This is a genomic window from uncultured Kordia sp. (assembly GCF_947489565.1).
Lineage (GTDB): Bacteria > Bacteroidota > Bacteroidia > Flavobacteriales > Flavobacteriaceae > Kordia.
On sequence record NZ_CANLEA010000007.1, the window covers coordinates 171283 to 196916 of the forward strand.

Genomic DNA, 25634 nt, shown 5'->3' on the forward strand with positions numbered 1-25634 from the left:
TAGTATTTTATTTTTGGCTAAATTATGAAGCGTGCTATAAAAACTAATTTGTTATGCATGAATAGTATTCTTTTTAGATAAACGACCTGTTTTTATCTTCAAAAGACACGAAAAGGGGTAAAAAAAGAAAATCCTGTTTTCGAAAAAACAGGATTTTATATGTTTGAGAGTAAGTGAGTTGGTTAAGATTCCGCAGGCTTTTCCGCTTTTTCAATCTTAATCGTTAACTCGTCATTATCTTCATCTAAGTCCATGAAAATTTTGTCACCTTCATGAATTTTTGCAGTAATGATTTCTTCTGCAAGCGCGTCTTCAATATATTTTTGAATCGCTCTTTTTAATGGTCTGGCACCATATTGCTTATCAAAACCTTTATCTGCGATATAGTCTTTTGCTTTTTCGCTTAATAATAAATCGTATCCTAAACCTTCGATTCTTTCGTACAATTTTGCGATTTCGATATCGATAATCTTATGAATATGCTCACGTTCTAGAGCATTAAAGATTACTACATCATCAATTCTGTTTAAGAATTCAGGAGCAAAAGCTTTCTTCAAAGCATTTTCAATCACACCTTTTGCATGATCGTCTGCTTGCGATTTTTGAGCGCTTGTTCCAAAACCAACTCCAGCTCCAAAATCTTTCAGTTTACGAGCACCAATATTTGATGTCATAATGATAATGGTGTTTCTAAAGTCAATCTTTCTTCCCAAGCTATCCGTTAAATATCCATCATCCAATACTTGAAGCATCATATTAAAGACATCAGGATGTGCTTTTTCAACCTCATCCAATAATACAACGGCATATGGTTTTCTACGAACTTTCTCTGTTAATTGACCACCTTCTTCGTATCCAACGTATCCTGGAGGCGCTCCAACCAAACGAGAAATTGCAAATTTTTCCATGTATTCACTCATGTCAATTCTGATCAATGTTTCTTCAGAATCAAATAACTCACGTGCTAAAACCTTTGCTAGCTGCGTTTTACCAACTCCAGTTTGTCCTAAAAAGATAAATGAACCAATTGGTTTGTTAGGATCTTTAAGTCCCGCACGATTACGCTGAATCGCTTTTACGACTTTTCCAACCGCTTCATCTTGTCCAATTACTTTTCCTTTAATTAACTCTGGAAGTTGTGCTAGTTTATTACTTTCTGTTTGCGCAATTCTATTTACAGGAATTCCTGTCATCATCGAAACTACATCTGCCACATTTTCTTCGTCAACAGTTTCTTTGTGTTGTTTTGACTCTTCTTCCCATTTTTCTTGTGAAATTGCCAATTCTTTTTCCAAACGCTTTTCGTCGTCTCTCAATTTGGCAGCTTCTTCATATTTCTGCTTTTTTACTACAGAATTTTTCAATTCACGTACTTCTTCCAATTGGCGTTCCAAATCTAAAATCTGCTTTGGCACATCAATATTGGTAATATGAACTCTTGAACCTGCTTCGTCTAAAGCATCAATAGCTTTGTCTGGAAGAAAACGATCCGACATGTATCTATTTGTCAACATCACACAAGCTTTAATAGCTTCTGGTGTATACAATACATTATGGTGTTCTTCGTATTTGTCTTTGATGTTCTCTAAAATTTCAATAGTTTCTTCTACAGTAGTAGGTTCTACCACTACTTTTTGGAAACGTCTTTCTAAAGCACCATCTTTTTCAATATATTGTCTGTATTCGTCTAATGTCGTTGCACCAATACATTGGATTTCTCCTCTGGCTAATGCTGGTTTAAACATGTTGGAAGCATCTAAACTTCCAGTAGCACCACCTGCACCAACAATTGTGTGAATTTCATCAATGAATAAGATGATGTCATCATTCTTTTCCAATTCGTTCATCACAGCTTTCATACGCTCTTCAAACTGACCTCTGTATTTTGTTCCAGCGACCAAGCTTGCCAAGTCTAACGTAACAACTCTTTTATTAAAGAGAATACGCGAAACTTTACGCTTTACAATTCTATTGGCCAAACCTTCGGCGATGGCAGATTTACCAACACCAGGTTCTCCAATTAAAATTGGATTGTTCTTTTTACGTCTGCTCAGAATTTGAGACACACGTTGAATTTCTTTTTCACGACCAACTACAGGGTCTAATTTACCTTCTTCTGCCAATGCAGTCAAATCTCTTCCGAAGTTATCCAATACAGGTGTTTTGGATTTTTTATTCACTTTTCCACCTGAATTAGAAGAACCAAAAGGATTCTCTTTAGAAGATTCTTGAGATCCACTACTGTCATCCGAGAATGATTCAGAACGCGGTGTATCTATATAATCGTCATCGTTTGTTATCATATACTTAAATTGCTCTTTAACATTATCATAATCCACTTTCAACTTATTCAAAAGTTTGGTTGTAGGATCGTTTTCATTTCGTAAAATGCACAACAATAGGTGTGCCGTGTTGATAGAAGAACTTTGAAAAAGTTTTGCTTCTAAAAATGTAGTTTTGAGGGCTCTTTCGGCTTGTCTCGTTAAATGTAAGTTGCGCTTTTCGTTTGGTGCGACTGCCACATTTGGGTTTGCCGGGCTTAAAATCTCAACTTTTCGACGCAAATGTGTCAAATCGACATCTAATGCGTTCAAAATATTGATAGCTTTACCGCTTCCGTCTCTCAGAAGTCCGAGCATTAAATGTTCTGTGCCAATGAAATCATGGCCAAGACGCAACGCTTCTTCCTTGCTGTAGGCTATTACATCCTTTACTCTTGGGGAGAAATTATCATCCATATATATTATTTCCTTTCGACATTAAAATTAATACTTCAAACTGAATAATACAAAAATTGTTCCGTCATGAAAGCATATTTAACGCATTAGACGGAAAAAAACACAGAAATCACAGATTGTCATCGTAAAATATCAAAAAACTTATTAAAAATTGTTAATAAAAAAACCTTAAAATGACTTGCTAAATCCTCGCTGAATACTAGTAAATGTTGTATATTGACCCGATTTGTAAAACTCGAAATATTAAAACTTAAAATACATGGCAGAAGGAGAAAAGTTAATCCCCATTAATATTGAAGATGAGATGAAGTCTGCTTACATCGATTATTCGATGTCAGTCATTGTGTCACGTGCGCTTCCAGATGTAAGAGATGGTATGAAACCCGTACATCGTAGAGTACTCTTTGGAATGCATGAACTCGGAGTAAGGTCTAGTTCCGCTCACAAAAAATCTGCAAGAATCGTAGGAGAAGTATTAGGAAAGTATCACCCACATGGAGATACATCTGTATACGACGCTATGGTTCGTATGGCGCAAGAATGGAGTTTGCGTTATATGCTAGTAGATGGGCAAGGAAACTTCGGTTCAATTGATGGAGACAGTCCTGCAGCAATGCGTTATACGGAAGCAAGAATGCGCAAGATATCAGATGATATGTTGGCAGATATTGACAAAGATACCGTAGATCATTCCCTAAATTTTGATGATACCTTAAAAGAACCAACTGTGTTGCCTACACGAGTTCCTGGATTATTAATTAATGGAGCTTCAGGTATTGCCGTTGGTATGGCAACCAACATGCCGCCACACAACTTGTCTGAAGTTGTAGACGGAATTCACGCGTATATCGATAATAATGATATCGAAATCGATGAGTTAATTCAACACGTAAAAGCACCAGATTTCCCAACAGGTGGAATTATCTATGGATATGATGGTGTTCGTGAAGCGTTTAAAACAGGACGTGGACGCGTTGTCATGCGTGGAAAAGCTGTCATGGAAGAAGTACAAGGTAGAGAATGTATCATTGTAACTGAAATTCCATATCAAGTGAATAAAGCAGATATGATTAAGAAAACTGCTGACTTGATTAATGATAAGAAAATAGATGGTATTTCTTCTATTCGTGATGAATCCGATAGAAAAGGTATGCGTATCGTTTATATATTAAAACGTGATGCTATTCCAAATATCGTATTAAATAAATTGTATAAGTATACTGCGTTACAATCATCATTTAGTGTCAATAATATTGCCTTAGTCCACGGACGTCCGCAATTGTTGAATCTAAAAGATATGATTCATCATTTTGTAGAGCACAGACATGAAGTTGTAACACGTAGAACACAGTACGAACTAAAGAAAGCGGAAGAACGCGCTCATATATTAGAAGGACTCATTATTGCTTCTGATAATATTGATGAAGTAATCGCTATTATTAGAGGTTCGCAAAATGCTGAAGACGCACGAAACAACTTAATCAAGCGTTTTGAATTGACAGAGATTCAAGCGAAAGCGATTGTTGAAATGCGATTACGTCAGTTAACAGGTCTGGAACAAGACAAGTTACGTGCAGAGTACGACGAAATCATGAAGAGCATTGAAGATTACCGTGATATTTTGGCAAATAAGTCAAGAAGAATGAATATCATCAAAGAAGAATTGGCAGTCATCAAAGATAAGTATGGTGATGAAAGACGTTCGATGATTGAATATGCTGGTGGAGATGTAAGTATTGAAGATTTAATTCCAGATGAAAAAGTAGTAATTACCATTTCTCACGCTGGTTATATTAAAAGAACTTCACTTAATGAATATAAAAGACAGAATAGAGGTGGCGTTGGACAAAAAGGTAGTGCGACACGAAATGAAGATTTCCTAGAGCATTTATTTGTTGGAACCAATCACCAATATATGTTATTCTTTACGCAAAGAGGAAAATGTTTCTGGATGCGTGTATATGAAATTCCTGAAGGAAGTAAAACGTCTAAAGGTAGAGCGATACAAAACTTAATCAATATTGAAAAAGAAGATAAAGTAAAAGCGTTCATCTGTACACAAAACCTAAAAGACGAAGAATACATCAATAATCATTATGTAATCATGGCTACGAAGAAAGGGCAAGTGAAGAAAACGCCGTTAGAGCAATATTCACGTCCGCGTACCAATGGTATCAATGCAATTACGATTAAAGATGGAGACGAATTGTTAGAAGCGAAGTTAACTACAGGAAACAGTCAAGTAATGTTGGCCGTTAAATCTGGAAAAGCCATCCGATTCGAAGAAGAGAAAACGCGTCCAATGGGAAGAAATGCTTCTGGAGTTCGTGGAATTACCTTGGCAAACGAAAACGACGAAGTTGTTGGAATGGTTGCTGTAAACGATATGGAAAGCAACATCTTAGTAGTTTCTGAAAACGGATATGGAAAACGATCAAGTTTAGAAGATTACCGAATTACGAATCGTGGTGGAAAAGGAGTGAAAACTATTTCCGTTACAGAAAAAACAGGTAATTTAGTCGCTATTAAAAACGTAACTGATGAAGATGGTTTAATGATCATCAATAAATCTGGAATTGCTATACGTATGGCAGTAGCTGATTTAAGAGTTATGGGAAGAGCAACGCAAGGAGTTCGATTAATTAATATTAAAGGAAAAGATTCAATCGCGGCTGTTGCCAAAGTTCGTAACGAGCAACAAGAGGATGAAGATGTAGTGGAAGACGTTGAAAACACAGACGCTACAGAAAATGGCACGGCAGTTGATATGGATAACAATAGTGATCAAGAATCACAAGAATAATAATAAATAAAAAACCTCAATTATTTTAAACATTAACAAAATGAAGAAGACAATTTTAATTTTTTCAGCACTGTTGATTACAGCCTTTTCTTTTGCTCAAAAGAAAGAATTAAAAGCCGCTGAGAAAGCATTAAAAAAAGGAAATACAACAGAAGCTAAAGACATGCTCAACAGTATTTCATCTACAATTGAAAGTGCCGAAGCTAAGTACAAAGCAAAATATTACTTTTTAAAAGGAAAAACGTACCAAGACTTAGCAGATAAAGGAATGGATGCAGATGCATCTTTAAAAACTGCTGGAGAAGCATACAATAAATTATTAGCTTTTGAAAGAGAGCAAAAAGAATTTAATTATACAAAGGAAGCGAAGCCAAATTTACAAACAATGATTAGTAAAATGGTGGACAAAGCTATCAACGCACAAAATGCGAAAGATTATGCTCAAGCTTCAGATCTTTTACACTTAACGTATACGTTGCAACCAGATAATAAAGATTTCTTATACTATGCAGCTTCTAACTCAATTTCAGGGAAAGATTATGACAAAGCTTTGAAGTATTATGAAGAATTGAAAAATGCTGAGTATACAGGAGTGAAAACTCAGTACTATGCAGTCAATGTTTCTACAGGAAAAAAAGAACCATTTCAAGATAAAACGGTTAGAGATTTATCTGTAAAATCAAAGTCACATGCAAGTCCAACGCAAGAAAAGTCGAAGTCTAGATTTCCAGAAATCGTAAAGAATATCTCTTGGATTTACACAAACCATGTTGGAGATAACGATAAAGCATTGGCAGCTGTAGAAGAAGCAATTGCTGTGAATCCTGATGATCCTTCTCTTTTATTGACAAAAGGAAATATCTACTACAAAATGGGAGATACAGCTAAGTTCAAGGAAATCATGAAGGAGATCATTACTAAAAATCCAAATGATGTAGATTCTTATTACAATATTGGAGTAATTAGTGCTGAAAATGGTGATATCCAAGAAGCGAGAGATGCATATAAAAAAGTATTGGAATTAGATCCTGGATATGTAAATGCAGGTATTAACTTATCTAAAACGTATTTAGATGAAGCTTCTGATGTCGTTGATAAAATGAACGAATTAGGAACTTCTGCTGAGGATAATAAGAAATTTGACGAGTACAAAGAACAACAAACTTCGTTATACCGAAAGTCATTGACAATCTTAGAAGGAATTGTAGAAAGTGTTCCTGATGATGTAGGGATCTTAAAGCAATTAAAAGGATTGTATTCTTTCTTAGGAGAAGATGACAAATTCAAAAAGATAAAAGCTAAATTAGCAGAGCTAGGACAATAATCCTTACGCTTATAAAACAAAAAAACCTCGTATCAATACGAGGTTTTTTTTATGTCAAAAAATAAATTTTAAATAATCTTTTTTATCACACGAAGTCTGTGTGTATGTCGATTGGTCTCTACATTAAAAATTCCTGAGTGATCAATACGATCAATACGAACTTTCCCGTGTGCATGAATGATGTAATTATTCTCCATGATAATACCAACATGGATAATATTTCCTTCTTCATTATCAAAAAATGCCAAATCGCCAGGTTCACTTTCTTCAATAAAACTTAAAGCTTCACCTTGTGTTGCTTGTTGAGAAGCATCGCGCAATAGTTTATAACCATTAAGTTTATACACCATTTGGGTGAAACCTGAACAGTCAATTCCGAAAGGTGTTTTTCCGCCCCATAAATATGGCGCACCCAAATACATATACGATGTTTTGATGATATTTTCTTTTGATACAATACCACTAACGGTATTTCCATCATGTTGATGCGACAGCAATTCCATAGAATTTAGCACTGCACCAATAGGAATGGGCATCAAAAGTGATTCGTCTGTAATAAATTCTACCAAATCAGAAGACAAAATTAAATCCTCTTTGTCTTTTTCTTTATAGATAGCTTCGGTAATTTCTAGATACTGTTTATTATCTATCCAACCTTCATACTTATCAAAAGCGATACGAATTCGACTCCATTTTTTGCGTTGTTCCAGTACTTTAAAATGTTCTCCATACAGTACTTGCGATACAAGTTCACTCATATCGCTTGGTTCAGCACGAAGCGGAACAATACTTAAATTGCAAATTCCGTATTGCATGTATTAAAATCGGGTATTTTTTTAGTTGGTAATTAGGCTCTTTCTATCACAAATGCAGAAGCACCACCGCCGCCATTACAGATGGCTGCTGCTCCAATTTTTGCATCATTTTGAGCTAATACATTCAATAAAGTAATCAAGATACGAACTCCCGAACAACCTAATGGATGTCCTAAAGAAACCGCTCCACCATTTACATTTACTTTATCATCTGTCAAGCCAAGAATTTTCATATTTGCCAATCCAACTACTGAAAAAGCTTCATTAAATTCAAAATAATCTACATCATCAAGAGTTACATTCGCTTTCGCTAAAGCTTTTGGAAGTGCTTTTGCAGGCGCAGTAGTAAACCATTTTGGTTCGTGTGCTGCATCTGCATATCCTTTTACAGTTGCTAATGGTGTTAATCCTAATTCTGCGGCCTTTTCAGCACTCATCAATACCATAGCTCCAGCGCCATCATTAATCGTAGAAGCATTGGCTGCGGTAACTGTACCATCTTTTGTAAAAGCTGCGCGTAAATTAGGAATCTTTTCCATTTTTACGTTTTTGTATTCTTCATCTTCACTCACAACAACAGGTTCACCTCTTCGTTGTGGAACTTCTACAGGAACAACTTCATTTGCAAATTTTCCTTCTGCCCAAGCTTTTGCAGAACGCTCGTATGATTGAATTGCAAAGGCATCTTGGTCTTCTCTTGAAAATTCATATTCAGTAGCACATGCATCAGCACAAACGCCCATGGCAACATTGTCATATACATCTACCAAACCATCTTTCTGCATTCCATCTTCCATTTTAGCAGGTCCAAACTTGGTAGCGTTTCTTGCGTGGAAATAATGTGGAATTAAACTCATATTTTCCATTCCTCCAGCAACTACAATGTCAGCATCACCTAAAGCGATAGCTTGTGCGGCTTGCATAACGGCTTTCATACCTGAAGCACATACTTTATTTACCGTAGTACATGGAACTGTATCTGGAATTCCAGCAAAAATAGCGGCTTGTCTTGCAGGAGCTTGTCCAGTACCAGCTTGTACAACATTCCCCATAATCACTTCTTCAACATGTTCTGGAGCTAAATTTATTTGTGCCAAAGCACCTTTAATAGCTGTTGCTCCTAACTTTGGAGCTGGTATAGTAGATAAAGCGCTTAAAAAACTTCCGATTGGAGTTCTTGCAGCTGCAACAATTACAACTTTTTTACTCATGATTTTTGCTTATAGTTTAATAGCTGCGAATTTAATTATTTTTTAGAAGATATCCGTATAAATTATCAATTAAGCAATAAAAGATATCCAATTTTAGGATAAATTTAAAGTGTACAATATGACTAACAAGTCTGTTTTAAATTTGAGACTTCTTTTTTCTATCGCATTCGTTCAACATTACAATTTTGAGTTCTGCTTTTTGTCGTTTAAAAAATGGAACTGCTTTAATATTTAAGACATCGTTAATTTTATTACTTTTGAATAATACCTATATTCGTTTAATGAAGCAGCTCATCACTAAGTTATATAAGAATCAATCGTTTATATATAAACTACTTTTACACATACTTACCACGGTTTTAGTAGTATATCTTTTCCCGAAAGGAGGAAAGTTTCAGTTTGAGTTTCAAAAAGGAAAACCTTGGCAATACGAAACCTTAATTGCTCCTTTCGATTTTCCTATTGTAAAAACACTTGAAGAAATAGAAGAAGACAAAGCGCGAGGTATTGCTAGTGCTAAAACCTATTACGAATACGATAGTGAGGTGGTAACACGTGTAACAAATAATTTTGAAACCCAATTTCAGCAACTATTTTCTATTGACAGTCTTATTGATACAGGTGGCTACAATAACCTAAAACGTAAAACAAGTCGCTTATTAAGTAATTTTTATCGCAATGGAATTATTGCTACACTAGATGAGTCTAAATTTGGCAAACTTGTAGGCTTGGTAGAGAATAATATAGAATTGGGAACTGTAGGCTACAATCAATTTATCAAACTAAATAGTCTCCAAGATTATATCAATGATTTTGTAGAACGGGAGATGCTCGAAAAATACGAAACGCTCTTATACAATCTCTTTTTTGAAATTATTGAGCCTAATGTTGTGATCAATCAGGAGCATACAAATTCGATGTTGGCCCAAAAGTTAAAAGAAATTTCTCCAACTCGAGGAAACGTGCAAAAAGGAATTCGGATTATTGCGAAAGGAGAAGTGGTTGAAGGACAAAAATTAGAGCAATTAAACTCGCTCAAAAAAGAATACGAGTCGCAGGTTTGGAATGAATCAAACTACAATTGGATTGTATTTGGATATAGTATTTTAGTGGCACTTGCTTTAATGATGCTGTTGTTGTTTATTCGAAAATATCGTCCTGAGATTTATGAAAACAACAATAAAGTCACCTTCATCTTCATGAATATCGTGTTCATGATTGTATTGACAACTTTAGTGGTAAAATATGATTCAAACTACGTATACGTGGTTCCTTTATGTATTTTACCTTTGATTTTAAAAGCGTTCTTTGATGCACGATTAGGTTTATTTGCGCATGTGCTTACGGTATTATTATTAGGATTTATTGTGCCGAATAGCTCGGAATATATCTTTTTACAAATTATAGCAGGAATTGTCACAATTTTGACCGTTTCTGAGCTGTATAAGCGCGCGAATCTCTTTATTTCTGTCGGACAGATCACATTAATCTATATCGTGGCGTATTTCGCGTTTTACATTACGCATGAAGGCGGAATCAAGTTTTCGGAAGTATTCAGCAGAAACGAATCTGGAAACTTGCATGTAATTTGGGTGTACTTTCTACAATTTATGTTGTGTGGATTGGCAACCTTATTTGTGCAGCCTTTAATTTATATTTATGAAAAGATGTTTGGACTGGTGTCGGATGTGTCTCTGTTAGAACTTTCAGATACCAATTCAAAACTTTTGAAGCGACTCGCCAATGAAGCACCAGGAACATTTCATCATTCACTTCAAGTGGCAAATCTAGCGGAAGCAGCAGCCAGCGAAATAGGAGCGAATACTATGTTGGTTAGGGTAGGAGCTTTATATCATGACATTGGAAAAATGAACAATCCGACGTTCTTTATAGAAAATCAAGCCACTTCTGTAAATCCGCATGACGAATTAGCACCAGATGAAAGTGCAAAAACCATTATTGATCATGTATTGGATGGAATTGAAATTGCAAAAAGTAATAAATTGCCAGATAGAATCATTGATTTCATTCGAACGCATCACGGGACATCTACGGTATATTACTTCTATCAAAAAGCCAAAGAGCTCGATGACGATGTAGCGATAGAAAAATTTCAATATCCTGGACCGATTCCTTTTTCTAAAGAAACGGCAATATTGATGATGGCAGATTCTGTGGAGGCGGCTTCTAAAAGTTTAAAAGAACCAACATCTCAAAAAATCGATCAATTTGTAGAACGTATAATTGATAAGCAAATGGAAGCACAACAATTTATGAATGCAGATATTACATTAAAGGAAATTGTGACTATAAAAAAAGTGCTCAAAAAGAAGCTAAACAACATCTATCATTTACGAATTGAATATCCAGAATAATCGGTAGTCAACTGAAAATTAAAATATTGTAAAAAAAACAATAAAAAAAGTGCAAAAAAACACGCAAATAGTTGCTTGATACGAAATGAACAGTTACATTTGCAACCGCAATTTCACAATTGTATAAGTTCTTAATTCATAAAGAATATTGGAGAGGTGGCAGAGTGGTAATGCAGCAGCCTGCTAAGCTGTCATCCTTAGGGATGCCTGGGTTCGAATCCCAGTCTCTCCGCTTTTTTTGAATTATCATACTGTTTCTAGGTGTAGTTTTTCAATTCTGTTTGAAATAAATTACGCTAAGAATTTAAAATTTTTCGGGGTGTAGCGTAGCCCGGTTATCGCGCCGCGTTTGGGACGCGGAGGTCGCAGGTTCGAATCCTGCCACCCCGACAAAATTATTAAAAGCAAAAAGTGTAAAACTATGATGTCTATCCGTAAGGATGGCGTTTTCATTAAACACTTAGTCCGGTCGCGTAGCTCAGCTGGATAGAGCATCTGCCTTCTAAGCAGACGGTCACAGGTTCGAATCCTGTCGCGATCACAACACAAAAACCTCAGTATAACTGGGGTTTTGTTGTTTTTAGACGTTTCTTTTCTTCCTCAAATTTTGCTTTTTATAACATGCATTTTGTTACATATAACAAACAAAACATACTAAATACGTACTAAAGTATGATAATGTTTCAATTCATAGACAATGTAGATGAAAGTCAAACTTTAATAATAATTCTTTTTTTAAATAAAATATAACCCAATAGGATGTAAAATAACACCACAACTAAAGCATACAGTAAGGAAGACATTTCATCACTAAAAAAGGAGTGTACGAAGAGATTTTTATATAGATATGAATGTATATTGTCATTTTCTCCAAGTTTAGTTAAATAAAAGACTTTAGAAATGAAACTGGACAAGAAATAAATAGTAATAGCATTCGTTCCAACATATTTAAAAACAGCTCCAAATTTTAAATGTAGTACATCCGTTATAACGTAAATAATTGATAATATGAACACTGCCCAACCACTAGTAACCAAAACAAAACTACTACTCCATAAAGCTTTATTTATAGGAAACCAATAGCTAAAAATATATCCTATGGCAAGTAAACCTATAGCTATGAAGAAAAGATTAATTTCTTTTCTATGTTGATGACTCATCAATACTTTACCAATCAAAATTCCTAACACACAGGTTATGATTGAAGGAATTGTACTTAAAATTCCTTCAGGATCATAATCGGGTTTCCAAGTGTGTTTTCCCAATACACTTACATCAATATAGTTTACCCAATTATTAGGAGCTCTGTCAAAAGTTGGTAGGGTTCCATCTGAAAAAGGGAAAAAACCTAAAAAGCTCCAATAAATAAGCAAAGTAGTTACAGATAAGCCTAATAAAACTTTCCAATTGCAATGAAGATATAGTATTGCAGAAATACAAAATACGATACCAATGCGTTGTAAAACACCTGGTATTCGCATGGTTTCTAAATCTGTAATGAATGGTAAATACGGTACGAATAGGTTTAGAAATAAGCCTAGTCCAATAAGTTTTAAACTTCGAATAAAAATCTTATTGTACGTAAATACAGTTTTAGGTTTGTTTTTATAAGCAAATGCAATAGAAACTCCAACAATGAATAAAAAGAAAGGAAATATTAAATCAGTTGGTGTTAAGCCATGCCATTCCGCATGTAATAATGGCGCATACACATGTGACCAAGTTCCAGGAGTATTTACCAGAATCATTGCTACAATGGTAATTCCTCTTAAAATATCAACGGAAGCTATTCTTTCTTTTCCCATAATAGAAATACATTACGATCTTTTAAGTCCTACTTTATGTCCCCAAAACGCATAATATAAAATAATGACATAACATGGCAGCAGTATCCAATATCCATAGGATGCTGCTTCTGCTGTTGCTGATAATTCTTCTATTCCACTAGCGATCAATTCTTCTTTTTTATGATCTACCAATGCTCCATATAAAGGAGGAAGTACAGCGCCTCCTGAGATTCCCATAATTAACAAGGCGGAAGCTGTTTTTGTAAACTTCCCTAATCCTGTCAAGGCTAAAGGCCATACTGCGGGCCATACTAGTGCATTGGCAAATCCTAAAGCTGCTACAAAAAGAACAGAGGTAAATCCGCTCGTGAAAACGATGGCAATTGAAAGTACAATTCCTAAAAACGCACTTATTTTTAATGCCAAAGCCTGACTTATGTATTTTGGAATTAAAAAGACACCTAATGCATAGGTAAATACCATTGCCATAAGTGTTAATAGTGTAAAGAATTTAGCCTGATCGGTAGGAATATCTAAAGCAATTCCATAGGCAATAATAGTATCACCAGCAATCACTTCTACGCCAACATATACAAACAATGCCAAAACACCTAACCATAAATGTGGAAATTGAAAAATACTTGTTTTTGACTTTTCATTATCTTTTGATGCTTCTATAGGAGCTGCTTCTACATGTGGTAAGGGCGCTTTTCTTATTAAAATACCTAAAATAACGAGCACAATTGCCATGATAATATAAGGCATCACAACTCCATCTGCTGTGCTATTTAATAATTGATCTTTTTCAACTTCACTAATAGTGGTCAATTTTTCTTTTACATCATCGATACCCGTCAATAAAATAGCTCCAAAAATAAGAGAACCTAACGCGCCAGCTACTTTATTGGCAATTCCCATAATAGCAATTCGTTTGGCACCACTTTCTATAGGTCCTAATATGGTTATATAAGGATTAGAAGCCGTTTGTAATAAAGTCATTCCAATTCCTTGGATAAAAATAGCGACTAAAAACATCCAATAGGTTCTTGCATTTGCTGCTGGAATAAAAATTAAAGCACCTACAGCCATGACTAATAAACCTAATGACATTCCGCCTTTAAAACCTATTTTTTTAATGATATAGGAAGCAGGAAGCGCCATTACCACAAAAGAAATATACGAAGCAGAAGCCACTAAATACGACTGTGAATCTGTTAATTCATTAATGGTTTTCATGTAAGGAATAAGCGCGCCATTAATCCAAGTTACAAATCCAAAAACAAAGAATAAACCTGCAATGATAGCGATAGGAACTATTGTTGACTTTTTTAATGTATCGTTAGTTGTAGACATTATAATGCGTTGAAAATTAGTTAATTTTTAGTATCGTCGTTAATATTGAAAATACGTTGTTTGGTGATTTTAAGATAGTTTCTACCTATTGGTATTTTTTTATTCAAAATTTCAACGGTATTGCCTTCTAAAGCCGTTATTTTATTGATGGATATTGTATAAGATCGATGTATTCTTAAAAAGCTGGATTGTGGTAATTCTTCCGTAATAGCAGAAAGTGATTTATGAACTACATAATCACCAATGGTTGTATTCACTTTGATATAATCTTTCAAACTTTCAATGAATAAAATATCGCTGAAATTTACTTTGACCAGCTTTTTGTTGACTTTCAAGAAAATATGTGGTTCTTGTTGCAACCCAACATCTGAGGTTGCATTATTCATATATACTTGCTGGTAAATCTTATTAATAGTTTTTAAAAAGCGATCAAAAGGAATCGGCTTTACCAAATAATCTAACACATTCAATTCAAAGCTTTTTACAGCATATTCTCTGTACGCAGTTGTGATGACAATAAGCGGCTTGTAGCTCAAGTTTTCTATAAACTTAAAACCCGTCATTTGCGGCATATTGATATCTAAAAAAATGACATCGATTTTTTCCTGTTCCAAAATCGGATATGCCTTTAGCGGATTATTGAAGGTGGCAATGACCTCAACATGATCAAAATTCTTTAAATGATTTTCGATCACCTGAATCGCCAAATGTTCATCATCTATTATAACGCACTTGATTTTCATAATACTGGAATCTTTAAAAATAAATTGTATGTGTTATTTTCTACATGAGTCTCTAAAATAAAATCATTGTCGTACAACAATGTTAGCCTTCTTTGGGAATTCATAATTCCTATTCCGTGATTTTCTTCTTCTTCTGCGTCCGCATTAAAATTATTTATAAGTCTAAATTCTAAATCGTTTTTTTTAGTAATTTCAAAACTGATGTCAATATTGATCTTTTCCACACCTTTTAATCCATGCTTAAAACAGTTTTCCACAAAAGATAAAAACAGTAATGGAGGAATTTCAACATCATCAATATTTCCTGTAATGTTCATATTGGATTCTATACGATCATTGAATCGCATCTTTTCAATATCTATATAATTGTTGATATGGTTGATCTCTTTTAACAATTCTACTTTTGAGTCTTTTACCTCATATAAAGCATATTGCATCATATCAGACAACTTCAAAATTACTCTAGGTGTATCTTCTGATTTGTTAATTGCCAAAGCATACAAGCTATTTAATGTATTAAAGAAAAAGTGTGGCTGAATTTGAGATTTTAGAAGATTTAACTCTGTTCGCATTTGTACTTCTTTCAATCGCTCAGTTCTCTTTCTTTCAAAAATCCAATCGGTCGTTAATTTTAAAGTAGTCACTAAAGCCACATCATAAATCCCAATCATAAACACGACTATAATATGATTAAAAGAATATGCTTTTTGAGGTGTATCTGATTCTGGCCAAACATTTTCATTAATCAACGCATAAATCAACTCGGTACGCACTACATAAAAAATACTCAGTGTAATAAAAAAGTAAAATATATAGCTAGTGTACTTTTTATTTAAAATAAACTTTGGAAATAAGAAGTAAATATTGACATATACCAATACAACTCCTATAGAAACTGTTAATAAATTCGATTTAAAAGAATACCAATAATCTTGATAATAGCTTCCCCATCTAATAAAGTTTAGTGTAAAATATCCTATCCAAAAAGCAATATGATACTTCCTTGGTATAGTATGACTGGAACCTTCTTTAAAGATAGAATTGAGCACGATTTTTTAGTTTTATTAATAATGAATCATCAATTTTATACAGCAATTTTAACGATATAATAATTAATTAACAATAAAATTGATTATTCTTTATTTTGCAAAAATCATTAGTCTTCAATTCATTGTCGTCTGTGTGTAAAATAATGTTGTTTATATATTTTTTTTCCAAATTATTTTTGTTTGAAATACTTTGCCGTCAATAAATTGTAAATAACCAACATTATGAAACAAAATTTACGAGTGTTATTTTTGTTTTCTTTTTTTCTATTATCTGTGCAATATTCTTTTGCTCAGGAAAAGGAGATTACTGGTATAGTGACATCTAAATCAGATGGTATACCGCTTCCAGGAGCTAATATATCAGTAGAAGGAACAACAAAAGGAGCACAGACAGATTTCGATGGAAAATACTCTATCAAAGCATCTCCTGGAGATGTATTAACATTCTCTTTTATAGGAATGACTACAAAGCAAGTAACTGTTGCTGATTCAAATGTCATTAACGTTCAACTTGAAGATAACCAAGAAGCATTAGATGCAGTGATTGTGACGGCACTTGGTATCAAAAAAGAAAGAAAAACACTTACGTATGCCGCACAAGATGTTAAAGGAGACGATTTAACTAGAGTAAAACAAACAAATCCTATCAATAGTTTATCGGGAAAGTCTGCCGGATTAGCTATTACAAGAAGTTCCTCGGGTGTAGGAGGATCTACCAAAGTAGTATTAAGAGGAAATTCTTCTACAACAAATAATGACCCTTTATATGTTATTGATGGTGTGCCAATGTTAAACAATGGTAATGGCGCACAACCAGGAGGCGATATCTTTGGAAGTCAAATAGGAAACAGAGATGGAGGAGATATTACTTCTTTAATAAATCCTGATGATGTAGAAAGCATTTCTATATTAAAAGGAGCTTCTGCCGCAGCTTTATATGGTAGTCAAGGAGCTAATGGTGTGATACTTATTACCACAAAAACCGGAAAAGAAGGAAGGGTAAAAGTAAACTTCAGTTCAACCTTAACCATTGATAATGTTGTTTCATTGCCAGAATTACAAACAGAATACCAATCGTTATCTGTAGGAGAACCAATTGCTGAAAACGGAAGAGTTACCGATCCTAAATCTTGGGGAGCAAGAGCTAGTGGTTTATCAAATACTGTAGATGACTTTTTTGAAACAGGAGTAACTTCCATACAATCAATCTCTTTAAGTGCTGGAAATAGTAAAGCACAAACGTATTTTTCATTTGCAAATACAAATGCAGGTGGAGTAATGCCTGGAAATAGATTGAATAGAAATGTACTTAATCTAAGAGAAACAGCAAGTTTCTTAGATGATAAAATTCAAGTTTCTGCAAATATTAATTTATCCGATCAAAGAATTTGGAATAGACCAACGAACGGATTATACTCAAATCCTTTAACTGGATTGTATTTAAATCCAGTTGGAATTGATTTAAATAATTACAGAGATCAATTTGAATACTTCAATACCGCAACCAACATGATGGATCAGTATGCAACTTCTTTTGATGAAAATATTCAACAAAATCCATATTGGTTAATCAATCGTAATCCAAGTAAAGATATTGCACAAAGAGTGTTAGCAAGTGTGAGTATAAAATATCAAATCAGTGAAAACTTCTCACTTCAATCAAGAGGAAGTTTTGACAAATCGTTCTTTACGTTTGACAAAAGAATGTATGCAGGTAGCGATTTAACTTTTGTACCTGACACAGGAAGGTATATTCTTGAAAAAACAGAAAATACGCAACAGTATGTTGACTTAATTGCAAACTATACAAAGCAATTCTCAGAAGATTTTGATTTTGGATTCACCTTCGGAACTAGTCTTACGAAATATTCTCTTGGTGATCGAGTAACTTTAGACTCAGGTACCAATGGAGGTTTGCGTTTTCCAAACGAATTTACCATTGCCAACTTTGTACAAACAAACAATATATCGCAAAGTGTAACCAACAGAGAAGTACAATCGGTTTTCGGAACTGCTAACTTCGGATACAAAGACATGTTATACTTAGACATTACAGGTAGAACAGACTGGTCTTCTACATTAGTAAATACAGCATCAAGTTCTTTCTTTTACCCTTCTGTAGGTCTTACAGGTATTTTATCAAACATGTTTGAAATGCCTGAATCTATCTCTTTTGCAAAAATTAGAGCTTCCTATGCAGAAGTTGGTAAAGACATTCCAGCCTATGCAACAATTCCTTTAAGAACTATTAGCAATACAGGTTCTGCCGACCAAGCAACATTTGCGCCTAGAGAAGGAGAAACCTTGGAACCAGAAAATCAAAAATCGTTCGAAATTGGAACAGAGTGGAGATTCTTTGGGAACAGATTAGGAATCGATTTCACGTATTATAGTTCAACCACAGAAAATCAAATATTCTTTATTGCTGCACAACCAAACATTCAAGGATATACACAAAACATTGTGAATGCAGGTAAAATTACAAACAAAGGTGTTGAATTAATCATTAATGCAAAACCTTATGTGAGTGATAATTTTAATTGGAACACAGCATTAAACTATGCTTCAAACAAAAACAAAGTGGTATCGGTGCATCCATCACTAGATAATGGAGAAGCTATCATCACAGGACCTGGAGTAAATGGATACGGATATTCCTTGGTAGAAGGAGAAGACTTTGGTAGTATCCGTGCGCGTTCTGTAGTTAGAAATGCTGCAGGATTACCAGTAGTTACAGACGATGGAAGTGGAAACCTAACCATTGAAGCTACCGACTTTGAAACAGTGGCACATGCACAACCTGATTTTACCTTAGGATGGAGCAATACATTTACATACAAAGACTTTACATTAAACTTCTTGATCGATGGAAAATTTGGAGGAGATGTTGTAAGTGTTACGGAAGCTGTAAATGATTTCTACGGAGTATCACAAGCAAGTGCTGATGCTAGAAATAACAATGGAGGAATGATAAATGTAGTTGATACCAATGGAAATCAACTTCAAATGACAGCACAAGATTATTATACAAAAACAGGTGGTAGAGCAGGTTTATTAGGAGAATATGTATACGATGCAACAAACGTTAGCTTACGAGAATTATCTATAGGTTACAGACTTCCTATAAAAAGCGATTACTTTGAATCTATCAGTTTGTCAGTAATTGCAAACAATCTTTTCTTTATATACAAAGATGCTCCATTTGATCCAAATATTGCTTCAAGTACAGGAATAGGATTACAAGGTGTTGATATATATGGTCAACCTTCTACAAGAAGCATAGGTTTAAACATTAATGTAAATTTCTAAGAAAATGAAGAACATATTTATAAAATACTCACTTGTTATTTTAGTAGCAATGAGTTTATCAAACTGTACCGATGACTTTCAAGACATCAACACAGACCCAAATGGGATCACTGAAGAGAGTTTGACCCAAATGAACAATAATGTTGGAAATGAATTTCAACCAATGTTCTTAAATGTATTTAATGCAACTCCTGCATGGAATTATCAATTACAACAAGGTCTTATTGGAGATGTGTATTCAGGTTATATGACGCCTCCAACTCCATTTGCAGGAAATGTAAATAACATGACGTATTCATTAGTAGATGGATGGAATGGTTTTCCATGGTCAGATGCCTATCAAAATGTAATGCCACAAGCACTAAATATTAAAAATGCGGTAGCACTATCGGGAGATGACAATGCGATCAAATTTGTGCACTTGGCAAACATCATAAAAGTAACAGCAATGCATCGTGTATCTGATATTTATGGCCCAATACGCTATACCAAGTTTGATGATTTTGCAACCACTGGAGAATATGATTCACAAGAAGTAGCATACCAAGCATTTTTTGATGACCTAGGAGCTGCCATTGATGGTTTAGAACCTTTTATTGGAGATGTACAATTTATTCCTTTTGATAAATCAACCTTAGCTGGTGATATTGCAAAATGGAGACAATTTGCGAATAGTGTACGTTTACGATTAGCGATCCGAATTTCAAAAGTAAATCCTACACTTGCTAAAACACAAGGAGAATTAGCCTTAGCGAGCAATGCAGGTTTATTAGAAACCGAAGATATGGTTGTCAATACAGGTTTTCCTCATCCTATCACAGTTATCAGTGGTTCTTGGGGAGATATTAGAATGGGCGCAGAAATGGAGTCAATACTAACAGGATATAATGATGGTCGTATCGAGAAATATTTCAATCCTTCTGTAGACGAATCTCTTGCAGGCGATTATAAAGGAATTCGAATGGGAATCGATATTGAATCCAAAGCACAATATTTAGATCATGCTTCTATTGGTAGTGTTATTAATGGAGAAACCATCACTTGGATGACAGCTGCAGAAGTATATTTCTTAAGAGCTGAAGCTGCTCTAAGAGGTTGGGCTGGTGCTGGAAGTGCACAAGCACATTATGAAGCTGGAGTTACAGCATCATTTACACAACATGGAGTTTCTGGTGTGTCAGATTACTTAGCAGACAATACAAGTACGCCTAACGATTTTGTGGATGCTTTATTTGCAACGAACAATATTGCCTACGGAAGCGATGTAAAAATAGCCTACAATGCTGGCGGAACCAATGAGGAACAACTAGAACAAATCATTACTCAAAAATGGATTTCAATGTTTCCTGATGGTCAAGAGGCTTGGAGTGAATTCAGACGTACAGGATATCCAAGAATTTATCCTGTAGTTGTCAATAACAGTGGCGGAACTATTGATACAAATATTCAAATAAGAAGAATCAATTTTGTTGAAAACGAACGAAATACCAACAGCGCTAATGTAGATATTGCTGTAGGATTATTAGGCGGTCCTGATAATGGTGGAACACGTTTATGGTGGGACACTGGAGGATCTAATTTTTAAAAATAACGCTCTCATATTTCAAGTTTAATTAGTTTATTCAACGAGAACTTCGGTTCTCGTTGTCTTACCCTACCAAATGAATTCAAAAAAAGAAACTTTATAACCAATGGAAGTCGATTTTGCAGATTACAAAAACATTTCTTACACCAAAGCAGGAAAGTTTGAAGAAACACGTTTCGAAAAAATACACAATGTCATTTTTCAAACGTCCAATGAAGCGTCTATTCTTGTCGCACAAGAAATTGCTTCTTTAATCAGAGAAAAAGAGCTCTTAAACCAACCATGTGTTTTAGGCTTAGCTACTGGTTCTTCTCCTATACGATTATATGAAGAACTTGTGAGAATGCACAAAGAAGAAGGCTTAAGTTTTGCGAATGTAATTACATTCAATCTTGACGAATATTATCCTATGGAGAAAAGTAATATTCAAAGTTACTATTACTTCATGCATGAACATCTTTTTAATCATGTCGATATTTTACAAGAAAACATCAACATTCCTGATGGCAAAGTAAATGCCGAAAACTTATATCAATATTGTATTGACTATGAACTCAAAATAAAAGATGTTGGCGGATTAGATTTTCAACTATTGGGCATTGGAAGAACTGGACATATTGGATTTAATGAACCAGGTTCGCACCTAAATTCAGGAACACGTATCATCACCTTAGATCATTTAACGCGTGTTGATGCTGCACCTGCTTTTTTAGGAATTGACAATGTGCCAAGAAAAGCCATTACTATGGGAATTGGCACTGTACTTAGTGCAAAAAGAATCATTCTATTAGCTTGGGGAATTAACAAAAGTGACATCATAAGACAAACTATTGAAGGAAATATAAGTGCTAATGTACCTGCGACATATTTGCAACAACATGAAAATACAACCTTCATTTTAGATAAAGAAGCTTCTTCTGAGTTGACTCGCGTAAAAACGCCTTGGTTAGTGACTTCATGCGTTTGGACAGAAGATTTAAAACTAAAAGCTGTTGTTTGGTTGAGTGAATTGCTTGAAAAACCTTTTCTAAAATTAACCGACAAAGACTATAACGACAATGGAATGTCAGGACTTTTAACGGAAGAAGGTTCTGCGTATGATATGAATATAAAAATGTTCAATAAAATACAACATACCATTACAGGTTGGCCAGGAGGAAAACCAAATGCAGACGATTCCAAAAGACCAGAACGCGCATTTCCTGCCAAAAAAAGAATCATCATTTTTAGTCCACATCCTGATGATGATGTAATTTCTATGGGCGGAACATTTGATCGATTGGTAGAACAAGGACACGATGTGCATGTAGCATATCAAACCTCTGGAAATATAGCAGTGTCTGATGAAGAAGCACTAAAGTTTGCAGAAATCACGAGAAGTCTCGAACCAACTTCTTTAAATGCAAACGGTATTATCAACTTTTTAAACAATAAAAAAGATAACGATACTTTAGATTCCGTAGATGTGCGAAAGCTAAAAGGTGCTATTCGAAAAAGTGAATCTCTAGCTGCAACTAGATATCTTGGTTTACAAGATAAAAATGTACACTTTTTAAACCTTCCATTTTACGAGACAGGAACTATTAAAAAAGGAAACCTTACTCAAAATGATATCCAAATCATGAAAGATATTATTGATGAAATAAAACCTCATCAAATATATGCTGCGGGCGATTTAGCCGATCCGCACGGAACACATAAAGTATGTTTAGATGCTCTTTTTATCGCCTTAAAGCAATTAAAAACAAATGAATATATGGACGATTGTTGGGTTTGGTTGTATCGTGGCGCTTGGCATGAATGGGAATCGTATGAAATAGAAATGGCGGTACCAATGAGTCCAGATCAAATACTAAAAAAACGACATGCTATCTTTTATCATCAATCACAAAAAGATGGAGTGATGTTTCAAGGTGACGATTCTAGAGAATTTTGGGTAAGAGCTGAAGATCGAAATAGATTAACTGCTAAAAAATATAATGACTTAGGATTGGCAGATTATGCAGCTATTGAAGCCTTTAAACGCTATCATTTTTAAAATGCAAAAGACGCTTCTTTTTTTAATAATACTTTTCAGTCTTTGTTTTTGTACTAAGAAAGAAACATCTGAAAATATAGAAGGTACATGGAAAATGATAGCAGCCAAAACCATTGAAGGCGACAGTATCAAATTTAAAGACTTAACAAACACAACGTTTATAAAAATTATCAATAAAAATCACTTTGCTTTTTTCAATCAAGAAAACAACAGCAATGCTAATTTTTATGGAGGAGCAGGAACCTATACGCTAGAAGGAAAACAGTATACCGAAACCTTGAATTTTACAGCGGTTGAAGCTATTAAAAACCATACATTCTCTTTTACCGTTAAACGCAAAGGAGACACACTAATTCAATCCGGAATTGAAAGAATTGAAGACGCAGGTATTGACCGATTTATCATAGAAAAATACATCAAACTAAAGAAATGAATAGAATTATTCTCATCATAATAACTGGACTTTTTAGTCAATTTGCAACTTCTCAACAGGCATTGTCAGAGAAGTATAACTTAATGCCTTGGCCACAAGAAATCCAAGAAAATAATTCGAAATTCAACATAAATGAATCGCTCACAATAACTATTCTTGGAAACGATTCGGAAGGAAGAGTGCAAAAAGCAAGCACTAAATTTTTAAGAAGATTAGCTGATAGAACAGGAGTTTTTATAGATACTGGTTTTCCTATTGAAAACAAGAATGCAGCTATCAAAATTGATTTTCAATCAGTTTCAGATTTAACAATACATCAAGATGAATCTTATACTTTACATATAAAAAGTGATGAGGTTCTAATTCAGGCAAAAACCGATGTTGGCGCTTTACGAGCTTTAGAAACCTTATTACAATTAACAACACATACAAATTTAGGTAACTACTTTCCAGGAGTTACCATTCAAGATACGCCAAGATTTGTTTGGAGAGGTTTAATGATCGATGTTGCCAGACATTTTCAACCTGTAGCTGTTATAAAAAGGAATTTGGATGCGATGGCTTCCGTAAAACTAAATGTTTTTCATTGGCATTTAACAGACGATCAAGGATTTAGAGTAGCATCTAAAACCTATCCAAAACTACAAGAATTAGCATCAGACGGATTGTATTATACACATGCACAAATAAAAGATGTAGTTCAGTATGCTTCAGATTTAGGAATCAGAGTCATTCCAGAATTTGATGTGCCAGGTCATGCTTCTGCATTATTAACAGCGTATCCTGAATTAGGAAGTAAAGACAATTATACCTATAGTATTGAAAGATATGCGGGAGTTTTTGATCCGACATTAAATCCGATCAAAGAAGAAACCTATGTGTTTTTAGAAAACCTATTTACTGAAATCGCACCACTATTTCCTGATGAATATTTCCACATTGGTGGCGATGAAAATGAAGGGAAACATTGGACAGAAAACAAGGAAATTGAAAAATTTAAAAAGAAACATCAACTAAAAACGAATCACGACTTACAAACTTTTTTTAATATTCGACTGGAAAAAATCTTAAAGAAATTAGACAAAAAGTTGATGGGTTGGGATGAAATTATGACACCAACCATGCCTACAACTGCAGTAATTCACTCATGGAGAGGCACCAATGAAGGTTTAAAAAGTAGTACACTGATTGAAGCTGCAAAAAAAGGATATAACACCGTACTTTCTAACGGATATTATATAGACAGAATGCTTTCGGTACAACATCATTATAGTGTAGATCCGATTGCTGATGCTGTACTGACAAAAGAAGAACGCAAACGAATTTTAGGAGCCGAAACGACCATGTGGAGCGAACTAGTAACACCACTAACCATTGATTCTAGAATTTGGCCAAGAACTGCAGCAATTGCGGAACGTTATTGGTCAGCCAAAGAGATCACAGATATTGATAATATGTTGCATAGACTCGAAAAGGTAAGTCTGCACTTAGAAGAATTAGGCATCACACACATTCGTAACAAAGATGTCATTCTGCGAAATATGACCAAAGGAAAAGACATTTCTTCATTAATTACTTTATCAAACATTTGCGAACCGTTAAAAGTATATTCTCGAAATAAAGGTGGTACAGAATACAAGTCTTTTTCTCCATTCACACTATTTGCAGATGCCTGTGTTGTAGACGCCAAAGATGCTGTTGTTTTTAATAAAAATACAACACAATTTCTAGAGGATAATAACAGTAATACTTCCTCAAAAATTAAAGAATATTTAATGAAATGGACTGAGAATCATGAAGCATTCATGCAAATTTCAAAAAATCCAATACTACAATCATTAGTGCCTTTATCTAAAAACTTAGCAGAAGTTTCTCAATTGCTACACACTTCATTTCAAACTAAAAAAATCACTGAAGCAGAATTTGATCAATGTAAAAACTATATCAAACAACTCAAAGAACCATTTGCTGATACAGAAGTAGTCATCGTGGATGCATTGCAAAAACTATTGCTCTATTGTAAAGCAAAATATCTTGTCAAATAATAAAAGATGTTCCACTCAAGTAAAAA

At 34.4% G+C, this 25634-nt stretch carries 15 protein-coding genes and 3 tRNA genes; 11 read left to right on the forward strand and 7 right to left on the reverse strand.

Annotated features, from left to right (window positions below):
* Nucleotides 1-182: 182 nt before the first annotated feature.
* The gene (locus Q0845_RS11450) at nucleotides 183-2738 is read right to left on the reverse strand and encodes an ATP-dependent Clp protease ATP-binding subunit (protein ID WP_298513062.1); all 2556 of its coding nucleotides are present in this window, start codon (nucleotides 2736-2738) and stop codon (nucleotides 183-185) included.
* A gap of 259 nt (nucleotides 2739-2997) precedes the next feature.
* On the opposite strand from Q0845_RS11450, the gene gyrA reads away from it, so the two are divergent.
* Both gyrA and Q0845_RS11460 read left to right on the forward strand, forming a co-directional pair.
* Nucleotides 2998-5541: a DNA gyrase subunit A gene (gyrA, locus tag Q0845_RS11455; protein ID WP_298513064.1), complete on the forward strand. Its 2544-nt coding sequence runs from the start codon at nucleotides 2998-3000 to the stop codon at nucleotides 5539-5541.
* Between the two features lie 40 nt (nucleotides 5542-5581).
* Nucleotides 5582-6865 (forward strand): tetratricopeptide repeat protein, encoded by a 1284-nt coding sequence (locus Q0845_RS11460; RefSeq protein WP_298513067.1) that lies wholly within the window; start codon nucleotides 5582-5584, stop codon nucleotides 6863-6865.
* 68 nt (nucleotides 6866-6933) lie between these two features.
* On the opposite strand, the gene Q0845_RS11465 is transcribed toward Q0845_RS11460, so the two are convergent.
* Both Q0845_RS11465 and Q0845_RS11470 read right to left on the reverse strand, forming a co-directional pair.
* Nucleotides 6934-7680: a C40 family peptidase gene (locus tag Q0845_RS11465; protein WP_298513069.1), complete on the reverse strand. Its 747-nt coding sequence runs from the start codon at nucleotides 7678-7680 to the stop codon at nucleotides 6934-6936.
* Nucleotides 7681-7712: 32 nt separating this feature from the next.
* A complete protein-coding gene (locus tag Q0845_RS11470; protein ID WP_298513071.1) occupies nucleotides 7713-8891 on the reverse strand; it encodes an acetyl-CoA C-acyltransferase in 1179 nt (392 codons plus the stop codon).
* Nucleotides 8892-9172: 281 nt separating this feature from the next.
* Here Q0845_RS11470 and Q0845_RS11475 point away from each other — a divergent pair, with 281 nt between their 5' ends.
* From Q0845_RS11475 to Q0845_RS11490, 4 genes are all read left to right on the forward strand, one after another.
* Nucleotides 9173-11266, forward strand: a complete 2094-nt coding sequence (locus Q0845_RS11475; protein ID WP_298513073.1) for an HDIG domain-containing metalloprotein — start codon at nucleotides 9173-9175, stop codon at nucleotides 11264-11266.
* Between the two features lie 150 nt (nucleotides 11267-11416).
* A tRNA-Ser gene (locus tag Q0845_RS11480) sits at nucleotides 11417-11498 on the forward strand.
* A gap of 83 nt (nucleotides 11499-11581) precedes the next feature.
* Nucleotides 11582-11656: transfer RNA gene (locus Q0845_RS11485), tRNA-Pro, on the forward strand.
* Between the two features lie 77 nt (nucleotides 11657-11733).
* A tRNA-Arg gene (locus Q0845_RS11490) sits at nucleotides 11734-11807 on the forward strand.
* Nucleotides 11808-11976: 169 nt separating this feature from the next.
* Here the strand turns inward: Q0845_RS11490 and Q0845_RS11495 are convergent.
* From Q0845_RS11495 to Q0845_RS11510, 4 genes are read right to left on the reverse strand one after another with little or no spacing between them, the layout of a single operon-like run.
* Complete coding sequence (locus Q0845_RS11495; protein ID WP_298513075.1) at nucleotides 11977-13071, reverse strand: DUF5009 domain-containing protein; 1095 nt, start codon at nucleotides 13069-13071, stop codon at nucleotides 11977-11979.
* Between the two features lie 12 nt (nucleotides 13072-13083).
* Nucleotides 13084-14406, reverse strand: coding sequence for a sugar MFS transporter (locus Q0845_RS11500; RefSeq protein ID WP_298513077.1), 1323 nt, complete (start codon nucleotides 14404-14406; stop codon nucleotides 13084-13086).
* A 20-nt stretch (nucleotides 14407-14426) separates the two neighbouring features.
* A complete protein-coding gene (locus tag Q0845_RS11505; protein WP_298513079.1) occupies nucleotides 14427-15149 on the reverse strand; it encodes a LytTR family DNA-binding domain-containing protein in 723 nt (240 codons plus the stop codon).
* Nucleotides 15146-16198, reverse strand: coding sequence for a sensor histidine kinase (locus tag Q0845_RS11510; protein WP_298513081.1), 1053 nt, complete (start codon nucleotides 16196-16198; stop codon nucleotides 15146-15148). Before Q0845_RS11510 ends, Q0845_RS11505 begins: the two co-directional genes overlap by 4 nt.
* A gap of 222 nt (nucleotides 16199-16420) precedes the next feature.
* Between Q0845_RS11510 and Q0845_RS11515 the strand changes: the two genes are divergently transcribed.
* From Q0845_RS11515 to Q0845_RS11535, 5 genes are all read left to right on the forward strand, one after another.
* The gene (locus Q0845_RS11515) at nucleotides 16421-19507 is read left to right on the forward strand and encodes a SusC/RagA family TonB-linked outer membrane protein (protein ID WP_298513083.1); all 3087 of its coding nucleotides are present in this window, start codon (nucleotides 16421-16423) and stop codon (nucleotides 19505-19507) included.
* 4 nt (nucleotides 19508-19511) lie between these two features.
* On the forward strand, nucleotides 19512-21092 hold the full coding sequence (locus Q0845_RS11520; protein ID WP_298513085.1) for a RagB/SusD family nutrient uptake outer membrane protein: 1581 nt from the start codon (nucleotides 19512-19514) through the stop codon (nucleotides 21090-21092).
* A gap of 106 nt (nucleotides 21093-21198) precedes the next feature.
* A complete protein-coding gene (gene nagB / locus Q0845_RS11525) occupies nucleotides 21199-23130 on the forward strand; it encodes a glucosamine-6-phosphate deaminase (RefSeq protein ID WP_298513087.1) in 1932 nt (643 codons plus the stop codon).
* 94 nt (nucleotides 23131-23224) lie between these two features.
* Nucleotides 23225-23563 carry a hypothetical protein gene (locus tag Q0845_RS11530; RefSeq protein WP_298513090.1) on the forward strand — a complete coding sequence of 113 codons (339 nt, stop codon included), beginning with the start codon at nucleotides 23225-23227 and terminating at the stop codon, nucleotides 23561-23563.
* Entirely contained in the window at nucleotides 23560-25608 is a 2049-nt protein-coding gene (locus tag Q0845_RS11535; RefSeq protein WP_298513092.1) for a family 20 glycosylhydrolase, read from the forward strand. The genes Q0845_RS11530 and Q0845_RS11535 overlap by 4 nt, the downstream gene beginning before the upstream one ends.
* Nucleotides 25609-25634: the final 26 nt, after the last annotated feature.